We start from the raw sequence: 19,639 nt of genomic DNA, 5'->3' as shown, positions 1-19,639 counted from the left end.
GACCGCGGCCTGAAAGTCCGCACCATGTGCCTGCCCGACGCCTTCATCGACCACGACACCCCCGCCGCCATGATCGCCCGCGCCGGCCTCGACCATACCGCAATCCTCGCAAAGGTCCTCCAGACCATCGGACACCAAACCCAAACCGCAACTCCCAAACGCGCATGACACCACACCGGGGGCCGCGCCGGCGGTGCGGGTCCAAGCGGAGGGCCAGGAGGATCTCGGCGCCGATCAGCGTTTTCGCCCAGCGAACACGCGGGAACACGCAGCTGTGAACGGTGGGCAGCCGAGCGCGGGCACAGATTGCCATTTTTCCCGCTAGAATCGGTGTCAACTCAGGCTCGCGCCGCAAGGTGCGTCGGAAGTGCCGAGGGCTGGCCGAGGGCTGACTGCGCGCCGGCCCGGAGGCATCCGGGCATGGCCCAGCCGACCCAATGCGGCGAGGGGCTCACTTGACCGGGTCGCATCCGGTGCCATGCTACGGCGCGTTCCAGCGGGCGAATGGCTGACCTGCGGAGGATGCGGGCTCCGCTTCACGAAAGGATTGCGGTTTGACCAAGTCCTGTCTGTGGATCCAGACCGCCGGTGCCACAGTCGCCGGCCTCGTCCTGAGCGTGGTCGCGGCGGCCGGCCAGGCCGGGCCGGTGCCGGTGGAGGCCGAGCCGGTACGCGTCGAACGCGTCATCGAGGAGGCGACGGCCATCGGCACGCTGATCTCGGCGGAATCCGTCACCATCAGTCCCGAGATCGCCGGCCGGATCTCCTCGATCGCCTTCACCGAGGGATCGGCCGTCAGGGAAGGAGATGTCCTGTTCCAGCTCGATTCCACCGTGCATGAGGCCGAGCTGATCGAGGCGCAGGCCAATCACGAGCTGCGGAAGCGTAATTTCGAGCGGGCGGACGGTCTGCTGCAGTCGCGAGCCGGCACGGCGCGGGCGCGCGACGAGGCCTTGTCCGAACTGCAGGTGGCCGAAGCACTGCTCACGCTCGCCCAGAGCCGGCTCGACAAGATGCGCATCGTCGCCCCCTTCGACGGAATCGTCGGCCTGCGCAATGTCAGCGTCGGGGAATACGTGCAGCCGGGCCAGAAGCTGGTGAACCTCGAGAAGATCGACCCGATCAAGGTCGATTTCTCGGTGGCGGAGCGCTACTTGCCCCATGTCCGCAGCGGCGCCCGCATCCAGATCAAGGTCGACGCGCTCGGCGAGCGCACCTTCACCGGCGAAGTCTACGCGATCAATCCGCAGATCGACCCGGCCGGGCGATCGATCGCCCTGCGCGCCGTCGTGCCCAATCCCGACGGAATCCTCCGCCCCGGCCTGTTCGCCCGGGTGTTGCTGGAGACCCAGTCGCGCGACAGCGCCATCGTGGCGTCCGAGGATGCGATCGTCGCCGATGCCAACGGCACCTTCGTCTACCGGGTGATCGACGGCAAGGCGGTGCGCACACCGGTTGTCCTCGGCCAGCGGCGGTTCGGACAGGTCGAGATTCGCGAGGGGCTGGCGGAGGGCGATGTCGTGATCGTCGCCGGCCAGATCAAGATCCGCGACGGGGCCGCGGTCGCCCCCGTGATGCGGGAAGCGCCCGCACACGCGGCTTCCGCCTCCTGAGGCGGTCTCATGCGGATCTCGGAAATCTGCGTCAGGCGGCCGGTCTTCGCCACGGTGCTGAGCCTGGTGGTGCTGCTGGTCGGCGTCGTCTCCTACGAGCGGTTGACCGTGCGCGAGTATCCGGCGATCGACTCGCCGGTGGTCAGCGTCGAGACGACCTATACCGGCGCCAGCGCGGAGATCGTCGAGTCCAAGGTCACCAAGGTGCTCGAGGATTCCCTTGCCGGCATCGAGGGCATCAACTTCATGTCCTCGGTGAGCCGTCAGGAGCGCAGCCAGATCTCGATCACCTTCAATCTCGACCGCGACCCCTCCGACGCGGCCGCGGACGTGCGCGACAGGGTCGGACGCGCCCGCCGCCAGCTGCCCGACGAGATCGACGAGCCGGTGATCCGCAAGGTCGAGGCGGACGCCCAGCCGGTCTACTATATCGCGCTGTCCAGCGATCGGCACGACGCGCTGGAGGTGACCGAGGCCGCCGACAAGATCGTCGCAAACCAGCTCCAGAGCCTGCCGGGCGTCGCCCAGATCATGATCTACGGCAGCCGCGAATACGCGATGCGGATCTGGCTCGACAGCGCCCGGCTCGCCGCCTACGGCGTCACGGTGCAGGACGTGGAGGCAGCGCTGCGACAGCAGAATGTCGAGATTCCGGCCGGCACCATCGAGAGCCGCGACCGCGAGTTCACGGTGCTGTCGCAGACCGATCTCAACACGCCCGAGGAGTTCAACAACCTCATCATCCGGCAGACCGACCAGGGCTATCTGGTCAGGCTTTCGGATGTCGGCCGCGCCGAGATCGGCCCGCGCGACGAAAGCCGCAATGTCCGCTACAAGGGGCGAACTTCGGTCACGGTCGCCATCGTCAAGCAGGCGACCGCCAATCCGCTCGACGTCTCCACCGCCGTGCGCGCCGAACTGCCGCGGGTCATCGAGATGCTGCCGGAGGGCATGACGCTCGAGCCGTCCTACGACCGGTCCGAATTCATCGAGGAATCGATCCGCAACGTCTACATGACGATCGCCGAGGCGATCGTGCTGGTGGTGCTGATCATCTTCCTGTTCCTCCGGTCGCTGCGCGCCACCGTCATCCCGCTGGTGACGATCCCGATCTCGCTGGTCGGCGCCTTTGCGCTGATGTACCTGGCCGGATTCTCCATCAACACGCTGACGCTGCTGGCGATGGTGCTGGCGATCGGGCTCGTCGTCGACGACGCGATCGTGATGCTGGAGAACATCCATCGGCATATCGAGAACGGCGTGCCGCCGATGCGCGCATCCATCGAGGGCGCGCGCGAGATCGGCTTCGCGATCGTCGCGATGACGCTGACGCTGGTGGCGGTCTACGCCCCGATCGGGTTCATGTCGGGCGCGACGGGCCGGCTGTTCACGGAGTTCGCCCTGACGCTGGCCGGCGCCGTACTCGTCTCCGGCTTCGTCGCGCTGACCGCGACTCCGATGATGTGCTCGAAGCTGCTCAGGCACCAGGTCAGCCACAGCTGGCTCTACCGGGTGTTCGAGGTCGGGCTCAACGGGCTCAACAACGGATACCGCCGGCTGCTCGCCGCCTGCATGCGCGTCCGCCCGCTGGTACTGGTGATCGGGCTCGCCGTGGCCGGGTCCGGCTACTGGCTGTTCACCCAGCTCAATTCCGAGCTCGCCCCCTACGAGGATCAGGGCACGATCACCACCTTCTTCACCGGCCCGGAAGGCTCGACACTCGCCTTCACCGATCGCTACGCCCGCCAGATCGAGAATATCCTTGCCGAAGTGCCCGAGGTGGAACGCTATTTCGTCATCGTCGGCAATCCGATGGCGAACCAGGGTCTGTCCTTCGCGCGCCTCACCGACTGGCACGAGCGGGAGCGGACCAGCTCCGAGATCGCGGCGGCGCTGCGCGGACCGATCGGCGCCATCCCCGGCATCCGCGCCTTCCCCTCGACGCCACCACCGCTCGGCCAGAGCGTGCGCAATACCCCCGTGGAATATGTGATCCAGACCTCGCGGCCCTACGAGGAGCTTCAGGAGATGGTCGATGCGTTCCTCGAGCGTGCGCGCGCGAACGAGGGGCTGCAGAATGTCGAGACCGACCTGACGCTGTCCAAGCCACAGATCCGGCTCGACGTCGACCGTGACAAGGTGGCCTCGGTCGGCGTCGATCTGGCGGTGCTCGGCCGCACGCTGGAAACGCTGCTCGGCGGCCGGCAGGTGACCCGCTTCAAGCGCGGCGGCGACCAGTACGACGTCGTGGTCCGCGTCGCCGACGTCGACCGGCGCAATCCCGACCAGCTTCGGCAGATCTTCGTGCGTTCGGCACATGGCGACATGGTTCAGCTGTCCAATCTCGTCTCCATCGAGGAGACGGTGGCGCCGCGCGAACTGAACCACTTCAACCAGCTCCGCTCGGCCACGATCAAGGCGAACCTCGCGCCCGGCTATTCGCTCGGCCAGGCGCTGGCGTTCCTCGACGAGGTGGCGGCGGATGTGCTGCCGGCGACGGCGCGGACCGATCTCGGCGGCCAGTCGCGCGACTTCAGGGATTCGAGCGCGGGCATCTACACCACCTTCGTGCTGGCGCTCGCCTTCATCTACCTGGTGCTGGCCGCCCAGTTCGAGAGCTTCCGCAGCCCGCTGATCATCATGTTCACGGTGCCGCTGTCGATCACCGGCGGACTGCTGGCGCTGTGGATGGACGGCTCGACGCTCAACATCTACAGCCAGGTCGGCCTGGTGACGCTGATCGGCCTGATCACCAAGCATGGCATCCTGATCGTCGAATTCGCCAACCAGCTGAGGGTGGCCGGTCACGACAGGATCCATGCTGCGATCGAGGCCTCGGTGCTGCGGCTTCGGCCGATCCTGATGACGACCGGCGCGATGGTGCTGGGGGCGGTGCCGCTGGCGATCGCGACCGGCGCCGGCGCGGAGAGCCGCCAGGATATCGGCCTCGTCATCGTCGGCGGCCTCCTGGTCGGGACCTTCTTCACGCTGTTCGTGATCCCGGTCGTCTACACCTACATCGCTGGCAGAGTCGGCGAGGTGGAGGCGGAAGAGGACCGCCGCGCCGCACCGCCCGCCACGGAGCCGAAGTTGCCGCAGGCGGCGGAGTGAAGCGACTCACACCGAAGGGTGAAAGCAGGCCACCTTCCGTCCTTCCCCGTGCACGGCCAGCGCCGGCTCCTCGCTGCGGCACCGGTCGTCGGCGCGGGCGCAGCGGGGCGCGAAGGGACATGCCCCCTCGCGCGGCGCCGGCGGCGGCTCGACGGGCACAACCCTCGGGCGGCGGCGGAAGGCCGGATCGGGCCTGGGCACCGCCGACAGCAGCAGTGCCGTGTAGGGATGGGCGGGCGCCCCGAACACCGCCGCCGTCGGACCCTGCTCCACCACTCGGCCGAGATACATCACCGCGACCGCGTCGGTGACATGGTTCACGACGGTCAGATCGTGGCTGATGAACAGGAAGGTGACGCCACGCGTCTCGCGCAGATCCATCATCAGGTTCAGGATCTGCGCCTGGATCGACACGTCGAGCGCGGAGACCGGCTCGTCGGCGACGATCAGGTCAGGTCCGGTCACCAGTGCGCGGGCAATCGCGATGCGCTGGCGCTGGCCGCCGGAGAATTCGTGCGGATAGCGGTCGGCCTGCTCCGCCGACAGGCCCACCGCGTCAAGGGCATCGGCAACCGCCCGGCGGCGCCCCTGCCGGTCAAGCTCTGGCGCGAGCACGCTGAGCGGCTCGGCGACGATCCAGCCGACCTTGCGGCGCGGATCGAGCGAGCCGTAAGGGTCCTGAAAGACGATCTGCATCCGCTTGCGCAGCGTCCGCAGGCGGGCGGGCGGGGCCGCGAACAGGTCTTCACCAGCGAGCCGGACAGTGCCCGAGGTCGGCCGGTCGAGTGCCAGCACGATCCGCGCGAGCGTCGACTTGCCGCAGCCCGACTCGCCGATCAGCCCGAGGCTCCGCCCGGCCTCGATCGACAGCGACACCCCATGCACTGCCCGGTAGATCGGGTGCGGCGCGAACAGGCCCGGCCGCGGCAGCACGTAGTCGCGCACGACGCCGTCGATCTCGACGAGCGGGGGCCCTAACGTCATCCGCCGCTTGCCTCCGGACCCGGATAGAAGCAGCGTACGCGGTGGTCGGGACCGAAGGGATCGGCAGGCGGGATCTCGGTCCGGCATTGTTCGCGCGCACGCGGACAGCGGGGAGCAAATGGGCATCCGACGCGCGGGCGGCGCGGGTCGGGGACCTGGCCGGGGATCGTCGCGAGCCGACCCCGCCCGGCGCCGACCAGCGCCCGGCTCGGCATCGCGGCGAACAGGCCGCGGGTGTAAGGATGCGCCATGTGGGCGAAGACCTCCGCCGTCGGTCCCTCCTCGACGACGGTTCCCGCATACATCACCAGCATCCGGTCGGTCGTCTCGGCGATGACGCCGAGATCATGGCTGATCATCATCAGTGCCGAGCCGGTCTCGGCCGCGACCTCGGTGATCAGATCGAGGATCTGCGCCTGGATGGTGACGTCGAGCGCCGTGGTTGGCTCGTCGGCGATCAAGAGCTCCGGACCGCAGGCGAGAGCGATGGCAATCACCACCCGCTGGCGCTGCCCCCCCGACAGCTGGTGCGGATAAAGGCCGGGCGGAAAGCGGTCTGGCGGAAGCCCAACCCTCTCGAGCAGCGAGACCGCCCTGTCCAGGGCCTCGCGGCGGCCAAGGCCGAAATGCAGGCGCATGCCCTCGGCAACCTGATCGCCGATCGTACGCACGGGATTGAGCGCCGTCATCGGTTCCTGGAAGATCATGCCGATGCGCCGGCCGCGCACGCGGCTCATGGCGGCATCGCTCCTGCCCAGCAGATCCTCGCCGGCGAGCCGGATCGACCCGGATGTCTCGGCCGCAGGCGGCATCAGCCCCATGACGGCGAGCGCCGTCATCGACTTGCCACAACCGGATTCGCCGACGAGCCCGACTGCCTCGCCGGCCCCGATCCGCAGGTCGACGTGATGCAGCACGCGCGCGCGCCCGCCGGGAAGCGGAAAGTCGACCACCAGATCGTCGACCTCGAGCAGTGCCGTCATCGCACGCGCCTCAGACGCGGATCGAGCACGTCGCGCAGCCCGTCACCGAACAGGTTGAGGCCGAGCACGGTCAGGACAATGGCAAGGCCGGGAAAGATGACGAGATGCGGAGCAATGGCGGCCATGGTCTGCGCCTCGTTCAGCATCCGCCCCCAGGACGGCTGCGGCGGGCGCGTGCCGAGCCCGAGATAGCTCAGTGCCGCCTCGCCCAGGATCGCCAGGGCGAACTGGATCGTCGCCTGGACGATCAGCACGTTGCCGATGTTGGGCAGGATGTGCTCGGCGGTGATCCGTACCGCCCCCTTGCCGGCCGCGCGCGCCGCCATCACGTAGTCGCGCTGCCAGACCGCCATGCCCGAGCCGCGCGTCAGGCGGGCGAAGACGGGAATATTGAAGATTCCGATGGCGATGATCGAATTGACCGCGCCCGGCCCGAACAGCGCGGTGATCATCACAGCTGACAGAAGGAACGGAAAGGCGAAGGCGAAATCGGAGGCGCGCATCACCACCTCGTCGATCCAGCCGCGCCGCGCCGCGGCGAGCGCCCCGAGCGGGACACCGAGTCCCATGCCGATACCGACGGCGACCACGGCGACCAGAACCGAGTTGTGGGTTCCCTTCATCAGCATCGACAGGACGTCGCGTCCGTACTGGTCGGTGCCGAGCCAGTGTGCCATCGACGGTCCCTGCAACCGGCCGGCGATGTTCATCGCGGTGTAGGACCACGGTGTCCAGAACACGGCGACGATCGCGACCACGACGAACAGTGCCGTGATCGTTCCCCCGATGACGAAGCTGCCCGAGCGGATGCCCCTCGAGACGACCTCGCGCAGGGCGGCGGCATCAGCCATGGCGGCCACTCCGCAGGCGCGGGTCGATCGACAGATAAGCGAGATCGACAAGGAAGTTCACCACGACGACGAAACCGGCCAGCAGCACCACCAGCGACTGCACGACGATAAGGTCGCGCTGGGCGATCGCCTGGAACAGCAGCCGGCCGAGGCCGGGCAGGTAGAAGACATTCTCGATGACGATGGTCCCGGCCACCAGGAACGAGAACTGCAACCCCATGATCGTGACCACCGGGATCAGCGCATTGCGTACGGCGTGGCGCCACAGCGCGGCGCTGCGGGTCAGGCCCTTGGCGCGGGCGGTGCGGACATGATCCTCGCCCAGAACCTCCAGCACCGAGGAGCGGGTGACGCGGGTCAGGATCGCTGCCTGCGGCAGCGCCAGCGCCACCGCCGGCAGCAGCAGCGAGCGCAGGCCCGGAATCAGCCCGCCATCCCAGCCAGCGAAACCGCCGGCCGGAAACCAGCCGAGATGGATGGAAAACAGCAGGATCAGCAGCATCGCGAACCAGAAGTTCGGGATCGCAATGCCGATTTGCGCCAGCGCCGAGACGCCGATATCGGCGGCCCGATTGCGGCGCGCCGCGGCGAGCACACCGCAGGGAATGGCGATCGCGGTCGACAGCGCGATCGCCATCAGCGCCAGCGGCAGGCTGACATTGAGCCGCTGCAGGACGAGTTCGGAGACGGGCCGCGAATAGGTGTAGGACGTGCCGAGATCGCCGGAGAGGAGGCCACCGACCCAGGCGAGATACTGGACGATCAGCGGCCGGTCGAGGCCGAGTTGCTGTCGCAGCGCCGCCAGCGTGTCGTCCCGTGCGCCGACGCCGAGAATGATCGTTGCCGGATCGCCCGGCAACACCTGCATAACCAGGAACACCACCAGCGAGGCGGCAAACAGGGTCGCGACGAGCGCGACAAGGCGCTGGGCGATCAAGCGGAACATGGCGGAGCTGCGGACATGCCGGCAGGGAGTGGACGCGCGCCGGCGGCGCGCGCCCCTGTTCCGGATGACGGAGCGCTCCGAAGGGTGCTCACTCCTTCCAGCGGACCTCGGTCAGATCGTTGGCCGGAATAGGGCTGTTCTCCCACAGGCCCTCAAGTCTGGCGTCCCACACACCTGCCTTGGCAAGCTGGAACAGGAATGCATTGACCGCATCCGCGGCGAGGATCTTCTGGGCCTCGCCCATCAGTGCGTAACGCTTCTGCGTGTCGGTCTCGGCCGCGAGCCTGTCCAACACCTCGCGGAATGCCGGGTTGTGATAGTTGAAGTAGTAATCGTCGCGGCCATAGATCTCGATGTCCATCGGCTCCGTGTGGGACACGATGGTGAGGTCATAGTCCTTGCCGCGGAACACCTGCTCCAGCCATTGCGCCCACTCCACCGGGATGATCTCCAGGTCGATGCCGACCTGGCGGAGCTGTTCGGCGATGACCTCGCCGCCGCGGCGGGCATAGGATGGCGGCGGCAGCTTCAGCGTCGCCTTGATTCCGTCGGCGTGGCCGGCCTCGGCCAGTAGCGCCTTCGCCTTGGCCGGATCGTAGGGATAGACCCCGGTCAGATCGACATAGGCCGGATGATGCGGCGCGAAATGCGAGCCGATCGGCGTGCCGAGTCCGAACATGGCGCCCTCGATGATCGCCTGCCGGTCGATCGCATGGGCGATGGCCTGCCGGACCTTGAGATCGTCGAACGGCGGCCGCCCGTTGTTGATGGCCAGGATCGTCTCACCCTCGGTCGAGCCGATCACCACGGTGAAGCGGGGATCAGCCTCGAATTGCGGAATCGCCTCGGGCGCGGGGAAATTGGCGAAGGCATCGACGTCGCCGGCCATCATCGCGGCGACGGCGGCAGCGGGATCGGGGATGATCTTGAAGGTCGCCCGTTCCAGCGCGACCGGCTCGCCCCAGTAGTCGGGATTGCGGGTCAGGACGATGCGGTCGCCCGGCACCCACTCGGCGAACCTGAACGGGCCGGTGCCGATCGGCCGGGTCTTGTTGGTGTCGGCGCTGGCCGGCGACACGATCACCATGTCGCCCCAGCCGAGGTTGAACGGGAAGTGACCGGTCGGCCGCTTCAGCGTGATGACGACGGTGTGATCATCCGGAGTCTCGAGCTTCTCGATCGGTTCGAACAACTGCTTCTGGGCGTTGACGCTGTCCTCCGCCATCGCCCGCTTGAACGAGAAGGCAACGTCGGCCGAGGTCATCGGCGAGCCATCGTGAAACTTGACGCCCTCCTGCAGGTGGAAGGTGTAGACGAGCCCGTCGTCGGAGATTTCCCAGTCGCGGGCGAGCAACGGCTGCACCGCGCCGTTGCGGTCGATGCGCGTGAGCCCTTCGAAGATGTTGCGATAACCGACCTCGCGGATGGCGGCGGCAGCTCCGGCGGTCGGATCAAGATGCGGCGGCTCCAGCACCATGCCCATGGTGATGTCGGTCCGCTGCGCTGCGGCCGGTGCGACGATCGATGCCGCGGCGAGCGCCAGCGCGGCAATCAACCCCAAGCGTCTCATGTCCATCTTCTCCCTGGTGACGCCCACGTCGGGGGGAGACTAGCAGAAACGATGCGTGGCGGGTCAATCCTCCCGTGCCAACCCTGCGAGCATGTCCTTGGTCATGCGGACGCTGTTCCCTATGCCTGCCCGCTGCCCATCAACGCCAGTGCCGAGGCAGCCATGACCTTGGCGGAGGCGACCAGATCCTCGATCGCGACGTATTCATCCGGCTGATGGGCAAGGTCCAGGATGCCGGGACCGTAGGCGATGCACTCCTTGAGCCCGGCGATGCGGACGATGTGCTTATGGTCGTAGGTCCCCGGCGAGATGACGAACTCAGCCGGGCGGGAAAGCACGCGCTCGATCTCGGCCGCCACCGCCCTGACCACGGCGGCGTTGCGATCGGTCATGGTGGGCGGTACGGTCCACAGCTCCCGCAGGTCGTAGCGAAATCCCGGCCGCTCCCGCCGGAGCGCCTCGAGCAGGTTGACGATCTCGCCACGTACCTCCTCGTAGCTCTCCTCGATTAGATAGCGCCGGTCGATCACCATCCGGCAGGAATCCGCGACCACAGCCGAGGGCCAGCCCTCGAATCCCTCGGCGAGCCCGCCGTGGATCGAGTTGATGTTCATCGTGGACTGGCGTGCACCGTCGGGCGCCACCGGCATCGTCGTGCGCTTCGTGGCGAGATACGGATAGAACTCGCGCTCGAACTTCTCCAGGACAGCCGCCATGTGGCGGATCGCGCTGTCGCCAAGGAACGGCATCGAGCCATGGGCGATCCGACCATAGGTCTCGATCTCCGCCCACCAGACGCCGCGGTGGCCGAGGCACACCCTGTCGACATTGAGCGGTTCGGGGATGATGACATGATCGACCCGAGGCCGGGTGAAGAAGCCCTGCCGGGCGAGATGCGCGACGCCGCCATAGCCGCCGGACTCCTCGTCGACCGTACCGGATATTTCGAGCACGCCCGCAAATTCCGGGAACTCTTCGCAAATCGCCTCGACGGCGATGATCGACGCGGCAATGCCCCCCTTCATGTCACAGGCGCCGCGGCCGAAGACCTTGCCGTCCTTGACCTCGCCGCCGAACGGCGGGGTGGTCCATCCGTCCCCCACCTCGACCACGTCGATGTGGCCGTTGAAATGGACACACGGGCCAGGCCGGCCACCGGCGCGGCGTGCCACGACATTGGTACGCGGATACCGGTCCGAATCCCCCGGAGTGCCCTCGCCGCGCGGATAGGCGACATCGAAGCCGCGCCGGCGCAGCCGCTCGCCGATGAATTGGGCGCAATCGGCATAGGCATCGCCCGGGGGATTGACAGTTGGAATGCGGATGAGATCGCGGGTCAGTTCGACGAGTTCGGCCGTCTTCGCCTCGATCCGGGCGAACAACGCATCACGCATCGGGGGTCTCCTGATCGATTCTGTCAACTGTTCTATCCTGCTCCGCAATCCGCAAGTCCGATCCGGTGTGCCGTACCCGGGCGCTCTCGTTATCGTGACTTCCAGCGGCTGCGATTGCTTCCTATCGTCCGTCGCCATGATGAGCGGCATCTTCCCGACCACGCCGTCCGTCCCGCGCACTGCGATCATGGCTGCCGCGCTGCTGCTGCCGGCCGCCGCCGCTGCGGACGAGCCGGTCGATCTGGAACTGGTGCTCGCGGTCGACGTCTCCCTGTCAATGGACATGGAAGAGCAGATCCTGCAGCGCGACGGCTATGTCCGAGCGTTTCTCGATCCGCTGGTCATCCAGGCGATCGAAAGCGGCCCGCATGGCAGGATCGCGGTGGCCTACATGGAGTGGGCCGGTGCAGCCAGCCAGATCATCACCCTGAACTGGACGCTCATCGACGGGGCGGCAAGCGCCGCCGACCTTTCCGCGGCTCTGGCCGAGGCGCCGATCTCGCGGCTGCGCCGCACCTCGGTGAGCGGCGCGATCGATTTCGCCAGATCAATGTTCCGCGACAACGGCTTCCAGGGACTGCGCCGGGTGATCGACATCTCGGGCGACGGCCCGAACAATCAGGGCGGCCCGGTGGTGGTGGCGCGCGATGCCGCCGTGGCGGACGGCATAACGATCAACGGCCTGCCCCTCCTCGCCAATCCGGCCGGGCCCCTGTCGCTGTTCGACCTGCCACAGCTCGACATCTATTACGAGGACTGCGTGATCGGCGGGCCGGGCGCGTTCCTGATCCCGGTTCACTCCCCCCAGGAATTCGCCGAATCGATCCGCAACAAGCTGGTGCTGGAAATCGCCGGCGTTCCGGAACCTCCGGCGGTCGTTCCGGCGAGCGCGGCAGCACCGCGCATTCCCTGCGATATCGGCGAACGGCAGTGGCGCATGTACATGGACGGCGAGCGATAGGGACGGCACCGACGCTGCGTCCTAGATTCCGCCGACACCCAGCCGCGTCAGCAGGTCCACCAGCATCCGCCCGGAGCGCGAGCGATGGTCGTGATGGGCACGCCAGGCCGCCTCCGCGTCGCCACGACGGATCGCCTCCACCACGGCCCGATGATCGTTGTTGGACTCCACCGGCTTCGGCCGCAGAGCGAGCGTCGCCATGCGGACACGGTGGGCCTGATCACGCAGGGTCCCGACGATGTCCTGCAGGCGGCGGTTGCCGGATCCGATCACCAGCAGATCGTGGAAGCGCTGGTCCGCCTCGGCCCAGCGCTTGAGGTCGTCGCATTCCAGCGCCTCGTCCATCTCGGCCACCGCGGCCTCGAGACCGGCCAACTCCTCGCCCGACAGGGGCCTGCGCGCCGCCAGCGCGGCGGCGGTCGCCTCGAGGCTCGTCAGCACATCGTAGATCTCGCGCATGTCCTGCGGAGAGACGGGCTTCACCCGCATGCCATGGCGCGGACGGACCTCCACGAGGCCCTCCTCGGCGAGCCTGATGAGCGCCTCGCGCACCGGCGTACGGCTCATGCCGAGCAGATCGGCCACCTCGGTCTCGAGCATCTGGACGCCAGGCTGTAGCTCGTTGGCGAGAATCCGGCGACGAATCTCGTGGTAGGCGCGGGCGCGCTGCGAGCCCTCTTCGATGCGTTGCTCTGCGGCGCGTACGCTCACGCGACGCCGCCGTCCAGTTCCGGCTGCCATGTCCCGCCCATCAGCAAAGTATGCATCGCACGCGTATGTCGCATTCCTTACTACTGCTTGACGCGGCACGCCATGCTGCGGATCAATCTCGAGGAGTCGAAGCTGTCCGGCCGCATTACCCCACCCCCCGCTCCGACGGATCCGTGCCGCTCGTGGTGATTGTCAGCCTCCCATCTGTCCCGGGACTGCCGTGCCCGCTCCGCGGCAGCACGCGCGGGCGGGTCCCCGCATGACTGCCCCGACGGGCCTCACCGAGAGCGAGGAGCGGCGGCTGCGGCTGCGCGGTATCCTGCTGATGTGCCTGGCAGGCGTGTGCTTCTCGGGACTCGACACCGCCGCCAAGCTGCTCGTCGTCGAGTACGCGGCCATGCAGGTCGTGTTCGTGCGCTATCTCGGGCACCTGGCGCTGACCATTGCCGCCGTCGGCCCGTCGCGGCTGCCGCGTCTGTGGCGGACGCAGCGGCCCGTGCTGATGGTGCTGCGCGGCATCGCGCTGTTCGGCTCGACCTTCTTCAACTTCATGGCATTGCGCTATCTGGCGCTGTCCGAGACCGTCGCGATCGCCTTCGCCGCGCCGTTCCTCATCGCGGTGCTCGCCGGCCCCATCCTCGGCGAATGGATCGGGCCACGGCGCTGGGCGGCAGTTCTGGTCGGATTCATCGGTGTCCTGGTTGTCACCCAGCCGGGTCTCGCCGGGTTCCGGTGGCCGATGCTCTATTCGGTCGCCAGCGTCATCTGCTACGCGTTCTACGCGATCACCACGCGCATGCTGGCGGCGACCGACGGCAATCCGGTGCAGCAGTTCTATGCCTCGCTGGTCGGCTGCCTGATCCTGCTACCGGCCATGCCATTCGTATGGATCTGGCCGCAGGACGCCCTGTCCCTCGGCCTGATGGCGGCAACCGGCATCTTCGGGTTCGTCGGGCATGGGCTGCTGATCAACGCGCATCGCCACGCGCCGGCGCCGATCCTCTCGCCATTCGCGTATCTGCAGATCGTCTGGATGACGATCCTCGGCTACCTCGTCTTCGCACATGTTCCCGGCGTGGCGAACGTCATCGGCGCCGCCATCGTCGTTGCCTCCGGCCTCTATCTGCTGTTCCGCGAGCGCAAGGTGAAGGGTAGCACCGGGACATGATCCCGCCTCGCGACCATCTCGCACATGGTGCCCGCTTGGGCTAGGGTTGCGCCCGTGCCAGACCAACCATCGACCAGACGACAAGGACGGAGAGGATCCCCGAATGACGAAACGGCACGTGCTGATGACCGGGCCGCTGATGCGGATGGTGATGGAGCAGCTCGATTCGGCCTATGAGGTCCACCGCCTCTGGGAGGCCAAGGACCGGGACCGGTTTCTCGACGCCGTCGCAGACAAGATCGAGGCCATAGCGGTCGGGCCGCACACGCCGGTCGACGGAGCGCTGATGAGCCGCCTGCCCAAGCTGAAGATCGTCGCCAATTTCGGGGTCGGCTACGACACCGTCGATGCCAGGTGGGCCGGCCAGCATGGCATCATCGTCACCAACACGCCCGATGTTCTCACCGAGGAAGTGGCCGATACGACCCTCGGTCTGATCCTGATGACGGTGCGCAGGCTTTCGGAGGCCGAGCGCTGGCTGCGGGCCGGCAAGTGGGCAAGCGAAGGCGCCTTCCCGCTGACGCCGTCGCTGCGCGACCGCAGGGTCGGGATCGTCGGTCTCGGCCGCATCGGCAAGGCGATCGCCAGGCGGCTGGATGCCTTCCGGGTGCCCGTCGTCTATCATGGCCGCCGCGAGCAACGTGACGTCGATTACGGCTACTACCCGGACCTGGTCGCAATGGCGCGCGACGTCGACGTGCTGGTTGCGGTCGCGCCAGGCGGCGCCGAGACGAAGCACATGATCAGCACCGCCGTGCTCGATGCCCTCGGGCCGGACGGAATCCTGATCAATGTCGGCCGTGGCAGCGTCGTCGACGAACAGGCGCTGATCGCGGCACTCAGGGACAGGCGCATCCTGTCGGCCGGACTTGACGTATTCGAGAACGAGCCGCACGTGCCCGCCGAACTCATCGCGATGGACCACGTGGTACTGCTGCCGCATGTCGGTTCGGCCTCCGTCCACACTCGCAACCGCATGGGCCAGCTCGTGGTCGACAACATCCGTTCCTATTTCGAGACCGGCAAGCCGCTCACGCCGGTCCCGGAAACGCCGGTCCCCGCAACCTGAGGTCAGCCCATGCGCGCCGCCTTCGCCGCCGTCCTTCTGCTTGCGTCCACCACCGCCCTTCTCGCCGAGCCCGATTTCGCGCTGATGGACGAATCGCAAGGCCTGTGGGTGCTCAGCCGCGCGGACGGCAATTCCTGCCAGCTGACGCTTGGCGACGAACTGATGGACCATGATGCCCGGCGGCTCGACGGGGCAGGTGACTGCCGCGCGGTCGACGGCTCGATCGCCTCGGCCACGGCCTGGCGCATCGATGCGCCGAACACGCTCGTATTTCTCAATGCTGCCGGCAAGGTCGTGCTGAAGATGAAGTACGAGGAGGAGAGCATCGTCTTCATCACCTCCGGCCGGCAGCCTGAACTCGATCTCGCCCCGGCGCAGTGATGCCCGGCGGGCGGCGCCACACCGTCAACGTCACGCCTGCCGCCGAATCGAGCGTCTGTGTCGCCGCCACCGACAGCCCGGCTCCGGCCAGCCGATCGACTGCCGTCAGACCCGGCCCGAGGCCGGAAAACAGCCGCGTTCCCGCACCGAGTCGTACCGTCTCGGCACGGGCGAGATGAAAGGCGTCGTAGCCGATCGCGAGGAACAGGTCGAAGACAGGCTGGCCGCCGGGAACGGCGATGATCCCGCCGCCCGGCGCGACCGCGGCCAGCGCCGCCGCGAGCGGCAGGCCAGCGGGATTCCAGAAATGGCAGTGCTCGCCGGGCTCGAGCGCGGCAACCCTCGAGGTCAGTACCAGCCTGCGGCGACGCCTTTGGTTGGGATTGGCCTCGTGCCCGATCCGGCCGAGCACGGTCACCACAGCCGCATCCAGCGCCGCCTGGAAGCGCTCCCAATCGGCCTCGTTCCTGAGTTCGGGCGGCGTCAGGCCGTCCGGGCCAGCGATGAAGTCGTCGGCAGATACGATGGCATGGCCATGCACGGCGTAGCCGTCCGGCACCACATGATTCAGGGCGACCGACATCCGGCGAGGGGCTCAGGCGATCTTGCCGCCGAGTTCGTCCTCGATGTGGAGCCTGATGACCGTATCGAAGTCCGGGTCGGCCTGGAAGCCGAGTTCGACGGCGCGCCTGGCGTCGAAGTTCTGCGGCCAGCCGGAGACAATACTCGCGATGAAATCGTCGCGCTCGAAACGGACCCGGTCCGCAACGCGGTCGCCGGCGACCCGGCGCAGGGCATCGAGCATCTCCCGGATCGAGACGCACAGACCCGGCATCGACAGGTTACGGCGCGGGCCCACCGCCGCGCCGTCAATGCCGGCCGCGTGCAGCATGAATCCGATCGCCGCGCGCGGGCTCGCCATCCAGTGGCGCACCCCCTCGTCCACCGGGCAGACGGCCTCGATGCCCGCCAATGGTTCGCGCAGGATGCCCGAAAAGAAGCCCGACGCCGCCTTGTTCGGCTTGCCCGGGCGGATGCAGATCGTCGGCAGGCGTATGCCGATGCCGTCCACGAACCCCTTGCGCGTATAGTCGGCCAGCAGCAATTCTCCGCATGCCTTCTGGGCACCGTAGGAGGTGAGCGGGGTGTGGAAGAAGTCGTCCGGAATAGGCTCGGGGAACGGCGCGCCGTACACGGCGATCGAGCTGGAGAACACGAGGCGCGGCGCATGTCCGGCCTTGCGGATCGCCTCCAGCAGCGCCCAGGTGCCGGTCAGGTTCACCCGGTACCCCTTGTCGAAGTCGGTCTCCGCCTCGCCCGAGACGATTGCGGCGAGGTGAAAGATCACCTCGGGCCTGCCGGCCAGCAGGCTGTCGGCCTCGCCCGGCTGCGACAGATCGCTGACCCGCGTTTCGACCGGAAAGGCCGCGCCGGCCGGCTTCGCCGGCTCGACAACATCCTGCAGGGTCAATCGCGTCACCTCGCGGCCATTCAGCGTTCCGTCGGCCGCGATGCGCTCGGCGAGCTTGCGGCCGATCATCCCACCGCCGCCGGTGATGAGTACGTGCATGTGCCTCTCCTGCAAGGTCTCGTGAAGGGCCGGCCTCGCGCTACAGCGCAAATCCGCCGTCAACCAGATGGATCTGGCCGGTTGTGTAGGATGCCTCGTCCGAGGCGAGATAGACGGCGAGCATCGCCACTTCCTCCGCCGTGCCGAGGCGACCCATGGGTTGCCGGTCGATGAAGGACTGGCGCACCGTCGCCTCATCCTGCCCCGTCTGGGCAGCGAGCGTGGCGATACGCTGGTTCAGCGAAGGCGACTGGATGGTCCCCGGGCAGATGGCGTTGCAGCGGATGCCGCGGCGGATGAAATCGGCGGCCACTGCCTTGGTAAGGCCGATCACGGCGGCCTTCGAGGCGCCATAGACATAGCGGTTGGGTATACCGCGCACCGAGCCGGCACCCGACGCGATGTTGACGATCGAGCCGGCGCCCTTCTCCAGCATGCCCGGCAGGAAGGCGCGGATGGTGCGGTGCATCGACTTGACGTTGAGGTCGAAGGAGAAGTCCCAGTCTTCCTCGGAACAATCGAGAACGGTGCCGTGATGGACGTAGCCTGCGCAGTTGAGCAGGATGTCGATCCGGCCGAGGCGGGCGGCGAGCGCGTTGACCGCCGCGGTGTCGCGGACATCGAGCCGGGCGGTTTCCGCAACGCCCTCCCCCGCCAGTTCGGCCACTCCCGCCTCGTCGATATCTGTGGCGATCACCTGCGCGCCTTCGCGGGCGAAGGCGATCGCGCTCGCCCGTCCGATACCCTGCGCAGCCGCCGTAATCACCGCCACCTTGCCCTGAAGGCGTCCCGCCATGTCGAACCTCCTGCATCGCCGGTCTCGTGCCGGTCGAGCGGAAGCGTTAGACTCTCCCAACCCGCCGCGCAACTGCGTATACGATGGACAATGGAGTTCACAGGGTGACCGACCAACTCGATCCGCTGGCCAACGAGGCCGTTCCGGCGGCGGACGCCGGCGATGCCCTGCTGGAACCTGCCGGCGAGGCGCAGGCCGCCGCGCTGCGCTTCGCCGGGGTCGCGAGCCTTGTGCTGGCCGGCTTCGAGGCGCTCGTCGGCCTGATGATCGGGTCGGTTGCACTGCTCGCCATCGCCATCGATTCGCTTCGGGACGCCGCGCAGTCGGGCACCGTGCTGCTGCTCGGCGGACGGCCGCGCCGGCTCTACCGGATCGCGGCGGTGGTGGTCGCGGTGCTCGCCGCCTTCGCCTTCGTGTTCATCGTCCTGATCGCCTTCCATACCTTCGGCGTGGGGCGGGTGCCCAATCCCTGGCTGATGATCGCGGTGGCGCTGATCTCCTTCGTCGTCAACGTGATGACCGCCTGGCGGCTCCGCGTGCTGCGTCACACCGAGGACGACGTGAGCTGGACCTGGCGGCAGACCCGCTGGGACTTCGCCGCCGATCTCGGCGTGATTCTGGCGGCGCTCGCCATCGTCGATTTCCTGCACCGCTGGCCGGATGTCGCGGCGGGCGTGATCATCGCGGTGCTGAACCTGCTCGGCATCGTCAGGCTGCTCAGGGCGATGTGGCGAGCCGAGCGCGAGGTGATGTAGCCGGCTCAGGCGGAACGGATCGCGGCAAGACTCCGGCGCTGCCGGCCATGCGCGTCGAAGTTCGCCGGATCGAGCCACCGCTCCAGCGCCTGCCGCAGCCCGGGCCATTCGTCGTCGGTGATGGCAAACCAGGCCGTGTCGCGGTTGCCGCCCTTGACGATCATGTGCTTGCGGAACACGCCTTCGAAGCGGAAGCCGAGCCGCTCGGCAGCGCGGCGCGACGGTAGGTTGCGGGAATCGCACTTCCACTCGAAGCGGCGGTAACCGAGTTCGTCGAACACCCGCCGCGCCATCAGATACATCGCCTCGGTGGCGCCGGCCGTCCGCTGCAGGCACGGCGCATAGGCAAGGTGACCGACCTCGACGACACCGTGCTCCGGCGTGATGCGCAGCAGGCTCGCCACGCCGGTGGCGCGTCCGGTCGCAAGATCGACGATCGCGTGAAACAGGGGGTCGTCGCCGGTCATGATCCGTTCCGCATGGCTGCGATAGGCCGCGAGATCGGCGAACGGCCCGTATCCCATCCAGGTCCACAGCTCGCCCGCGGCGTCCAGCCGGTAGGCGTCGAACAGGTCGGCTGCATGACAGCCGACATCGAAGGGTTCGACGCGTACCAGCCGCCCCTGCATCGCGGTGCGCGGCGGCCGGGGCCGCGGGTTCCAGCCGGACAGATCTTCGCTCATGGGTTCGCTGCCAAGGATTCGCGTGTTCGCCACTCCACTCGCATCTTTCGCGTGGCCATGCGAGGCCTTTGCGTATCGTCGGGCCACTCTCGA

Annotated in this window: 18 protein-coding genes; 7 read left to right on the top strand and 11 right to left on the bottom strand. The window is 67.7% G+C overall.

Annotated elements, in window-relative coordinates:
• The first annotated feature begins 554 nt into the window (after positions 1 to 554).
• Positions 555 to 1,613: an efflux RND transporter periplasmic adaptor subunit gene (locus EDC22_RS16200; protein WP_132807723.1), complete on the top strand. Its 1,059-nt coding sequence runs from the start codon at positions 555 to 557 to the stop codon at positions 1,611 to 1,613.
• A gap of 9 nt (positions 1,614 to 1,622) precedes the next feature.
• Positions 1,623 to 4,724, top strand: coding sequence for an efflux RND transporter permease subunit (locus EDC22_RS16195; RefSeq protein WP_132807722.1), 3,102 nt, complete (start codon positions 1,623 to 1,625; stop codon positions 4,722 to 4,724).
• Between the two features lie 6 nt (positions 4,725 to 4,730).
• Here EDC22_RS16195 and EDC22_RS16190 read toward each other — a convergent pair whose 3' ends face one another.
• From EDC22_RS16190 to EDC22_RS16165, 6 genes are all read right to left on the bottom strand, one after another.
• A complete protein-coding gene (locus EDC22_RS16190) occupies positions 4,731 to 5,708 on the bottom strand; it encodes an ABC transporter ATP-binding protein (protein ID WP_132807721.1) in 978 nt (325 codons plus the stop codon).
• Positions 5,705 to 6,691, bottom strand: a complete 987-nt coding sequence (locus EDC22_RS16185) for an ABC transporter ATP-binding protein (RefSeq protein ID WP_132807720.1) — start codon at positions 6,689 to 6,691, stop codon at positions 5,705 to 5,707. The genes EDC22_RS16190 and EDC22_RS16185 overlap by 4 nt, the downstream gene beginning before the upstream one ends.
• Positions 6,688 to 7,542, bottom strand: coding sequence for an ABC transporter permease (locus EDC22_RS16180; RefSeq protein WP_132807719.1), 855 nt, complete (start codon positions 7,540 to 7,542; stop codon positions 6,688 to 6,690). Before EDC22_RS16180 ends, EDC22_RS16185 begins: the two co-directional genes overlap by 4 nt.
• The gene (locus tag EDC22_RS16175; protein WP_132807718.1) at positions 7,535 to 8,488 is read right to left on the bottom strand and encodes an ABC transporter permease; all 954 of its coding nucleotides are present in this window, start codon (positions 8,486 to 8,488) and stop codon (positions 7,535 to 7,537) included. Before EDC22_RS16175 ends, EDC22_RS16180 begins: the two co-directional genes overlap by 8 nt.
• Before the next feature lie 88 nt (positions 8,489 to 8,576).
• Positions 8,577 to 10,064, bottom strand: coding sequence for an ABC transporter substrate-binding protein (locus EDC22_RS16170; protein ID WP_425385539.1), 1,488 nt, complete (start codon positions 10,062 to 10,064; stop codon positions 8,577 to 8,579).
• A 113-nt stretch (positions 10,065 to 10,177) separates the two neighbouring features.
• Positions 10,178 to 11,452: an acetylornithine deacetylase/succinyl-diaminopimelate desuccinylase family protein gene (locus EDC22_RS16165; protein ID WP_132807716.1), complete on the bottom strand. Its 1,275-nt coding sequence runs from the start codon at positions 11,450 to 11,452 to the stop codon at positions 10,178 to 10,180.
• A 139-nt stretch (positions 11,453 to 11,591) separates the two neighbouring features.
• Between EDC22_RS16165 and EDC22_RS16160 the strand changes: the two genes are divergently transcribed.
• Positions 11,592 to 12,413: a DUF1194 domain-containing protein gene (locus EDC22_RS16160; RefSeq protein ID WP_132807715.1), complete on the top strand. Its 822-nt coding sequence runs from the start codon at positions 11,592 to 11,594 to the stop codon at positions 12,411 to 12,413.
• A gap of 21 nt (positions 12,414 to 12,434) precedes the next feature.
• On the opposite strand, the gene EDC22_RS16155 is transcribed toward EDC22_RS16160, so the two are convergent.
• Positions 12,435 to 13,124 carry a GntR family transcriptional regulator gene (locus EDC22_RS16155; protein WP_207903806.1) on the bottom strand — a complete coding sequence of 230 codons (690 nt, stop codon included), beginning with the start codon at positions 13,122 to 13,124 and terminating at the stop codon, positions 12,435 to 12,437.
• A 259-nt stretch (positions 13,125 to 13,383) separates the two neighbouring features.
• On the opposite strand from EDC22_RS16155, the gene EDC22_RS16150 reads away from it, so the two are divergent.
• The 3 genes from EDC22_RS16150 (at position 13,384) to EDC22_RS16140 (ending at position 15,742) form a co-directional block, all read left to right on the top strand.
• Positions 13,384 to 14,292 carry a DMT family transporter gene (locus tag EDC22_RS16150; RefSeq protein ID WP_132807713.1) on the top strand — a complete coding sequence of 303 codons (909 nt, stop codon included), beginning with the start codon at positions 13,384 to 13,386 and terminating at the stop codon, positions 14,290 to 14,292.
• 103 nt (positions 14,293 to 14,395) lie between these two features.
• On the top strand, positions 14,396 to 15,361 hold the full coding sequence (locus tag EDC22_RS16145; RefSeq protein ID WP_165926948.1) for a 2-hydroxyacid dehydrogenase: 966 nt from the start codon (positions 14,396 to 14,398) through the stop codon (positions 15,359 to 15,361).
• A 9-nt stretch (positions 15,362 to 15,370) separates the two neighbouring features.
• Positions 15,371 to 15,742 (top strand): AprI/Inh family metalloprotease inhibitor, encoded by a 372-nt coding sequence (locus tag EDC22_RS16140; protein ID WP_132807712.1) that lies wholly within the window; start codon positions 15,371 to 15,373, stop codon positions 15,740 to 15,742.
• Here the strand turns inward: EDC22_RS16140 and EDC22_RS16135 are convergent.
• The 3 genes from EDC22_RS16135 to EDC22_RS16125 are packed head-to-tail and all read right to left on the bottom strand — an operon-like array spanning position 15,696 to position 18,108.
• Positions 15,696 to 16,325, bottom strand: a complete 630-nt coding sequence (locus EDC22_RS16135; protein WP_132807711.1) for a dihydrofolate reductase family protein — start codon at positions 16,323 to 16,325, stop codon at positions 15,696 to 15,698. The two genes, EDC22_RS16140 and EDC22_RS16135, sit on opposite strands and share 47 nt — an antisense overlap.
• 12 nt (positions 16,326 to 16,337) lie before the next feature.
• Entirely contained in the window at positions 16,338 to 17,312 is a 975-nt protein-coding gene (gene denD / locus EDC22_RS16130) for a D-erythronate dehydrogenase (protein ID WP_132807710.1), read from the bottom strand.
• A gap of 40 nt (positions 17,313 to 17,352) precedes the next feature.
• Positions 17,353 to 18,108, bottom strand: coding sequence for an SDR family oxidoreductase (locus tag EDC22_RS16125; protein WP_132807709.1), 756 nt, complete (start codon positions 18,106 to 18,108; stop codon positions 17,353 to 17,355).
• A 104-nt stretch (positions 18,109 to 18,212) separates the two neighbouring features.
• Between EDC22_RS16125 and EDC22_RS16120 the strand changes: the two genes are divergently transcribed.
• On the top strand, positions 18,213 to 18,863 hold the full coding sequence (locus tag EDC22_RS16120; RefSeq protein ID WP_165926947.1) for a cation efflux transmembrane domain-containing protein: 651 nt from the start codon (positions 18,213 to 18,215) through the stop codon (positions 18,861 to 18,863).
• A gap of 5 nt (positions 18,864 to 18,868) precedes the next feature.
• Here EDC22_RS16120 and EDC22_RS16115 read toward each other — a convergent pair whose 3' ends face one another.
• The gene (locus EDC22_RS16115; protein WP_132807707.1) at positions 18,869 to 19,546 is read right to left on the bottom strand and encodes a GNAT family N-acetyltransferase; all 678 of its coding nucleotides are present in this window, start codon (positions 19,544 to 19,546) and stop codon (positions 18,869 to 18,871) included.
• Between the last annotated feature and the right edge of the window lie 93 nt (positions 19,547 to 19,639).

It is taken from the genome of Tepidamorphus gemmatus, from assembly GCF_004346195.1.
GTDB classification, from domain to species: domain Bacteria; phylum Pseudomonadota; class Alphaproteobacteria; order Rhizobiales; family Tepidamorphaceae; genus Tepidamorphus; species Tepidamorphus gemmatus.
The sequence above is the reverse complement of the archived record's forward strand: the minus strand, read 5'-3'. Positions and strand labels throughout refer to the sequence as shown.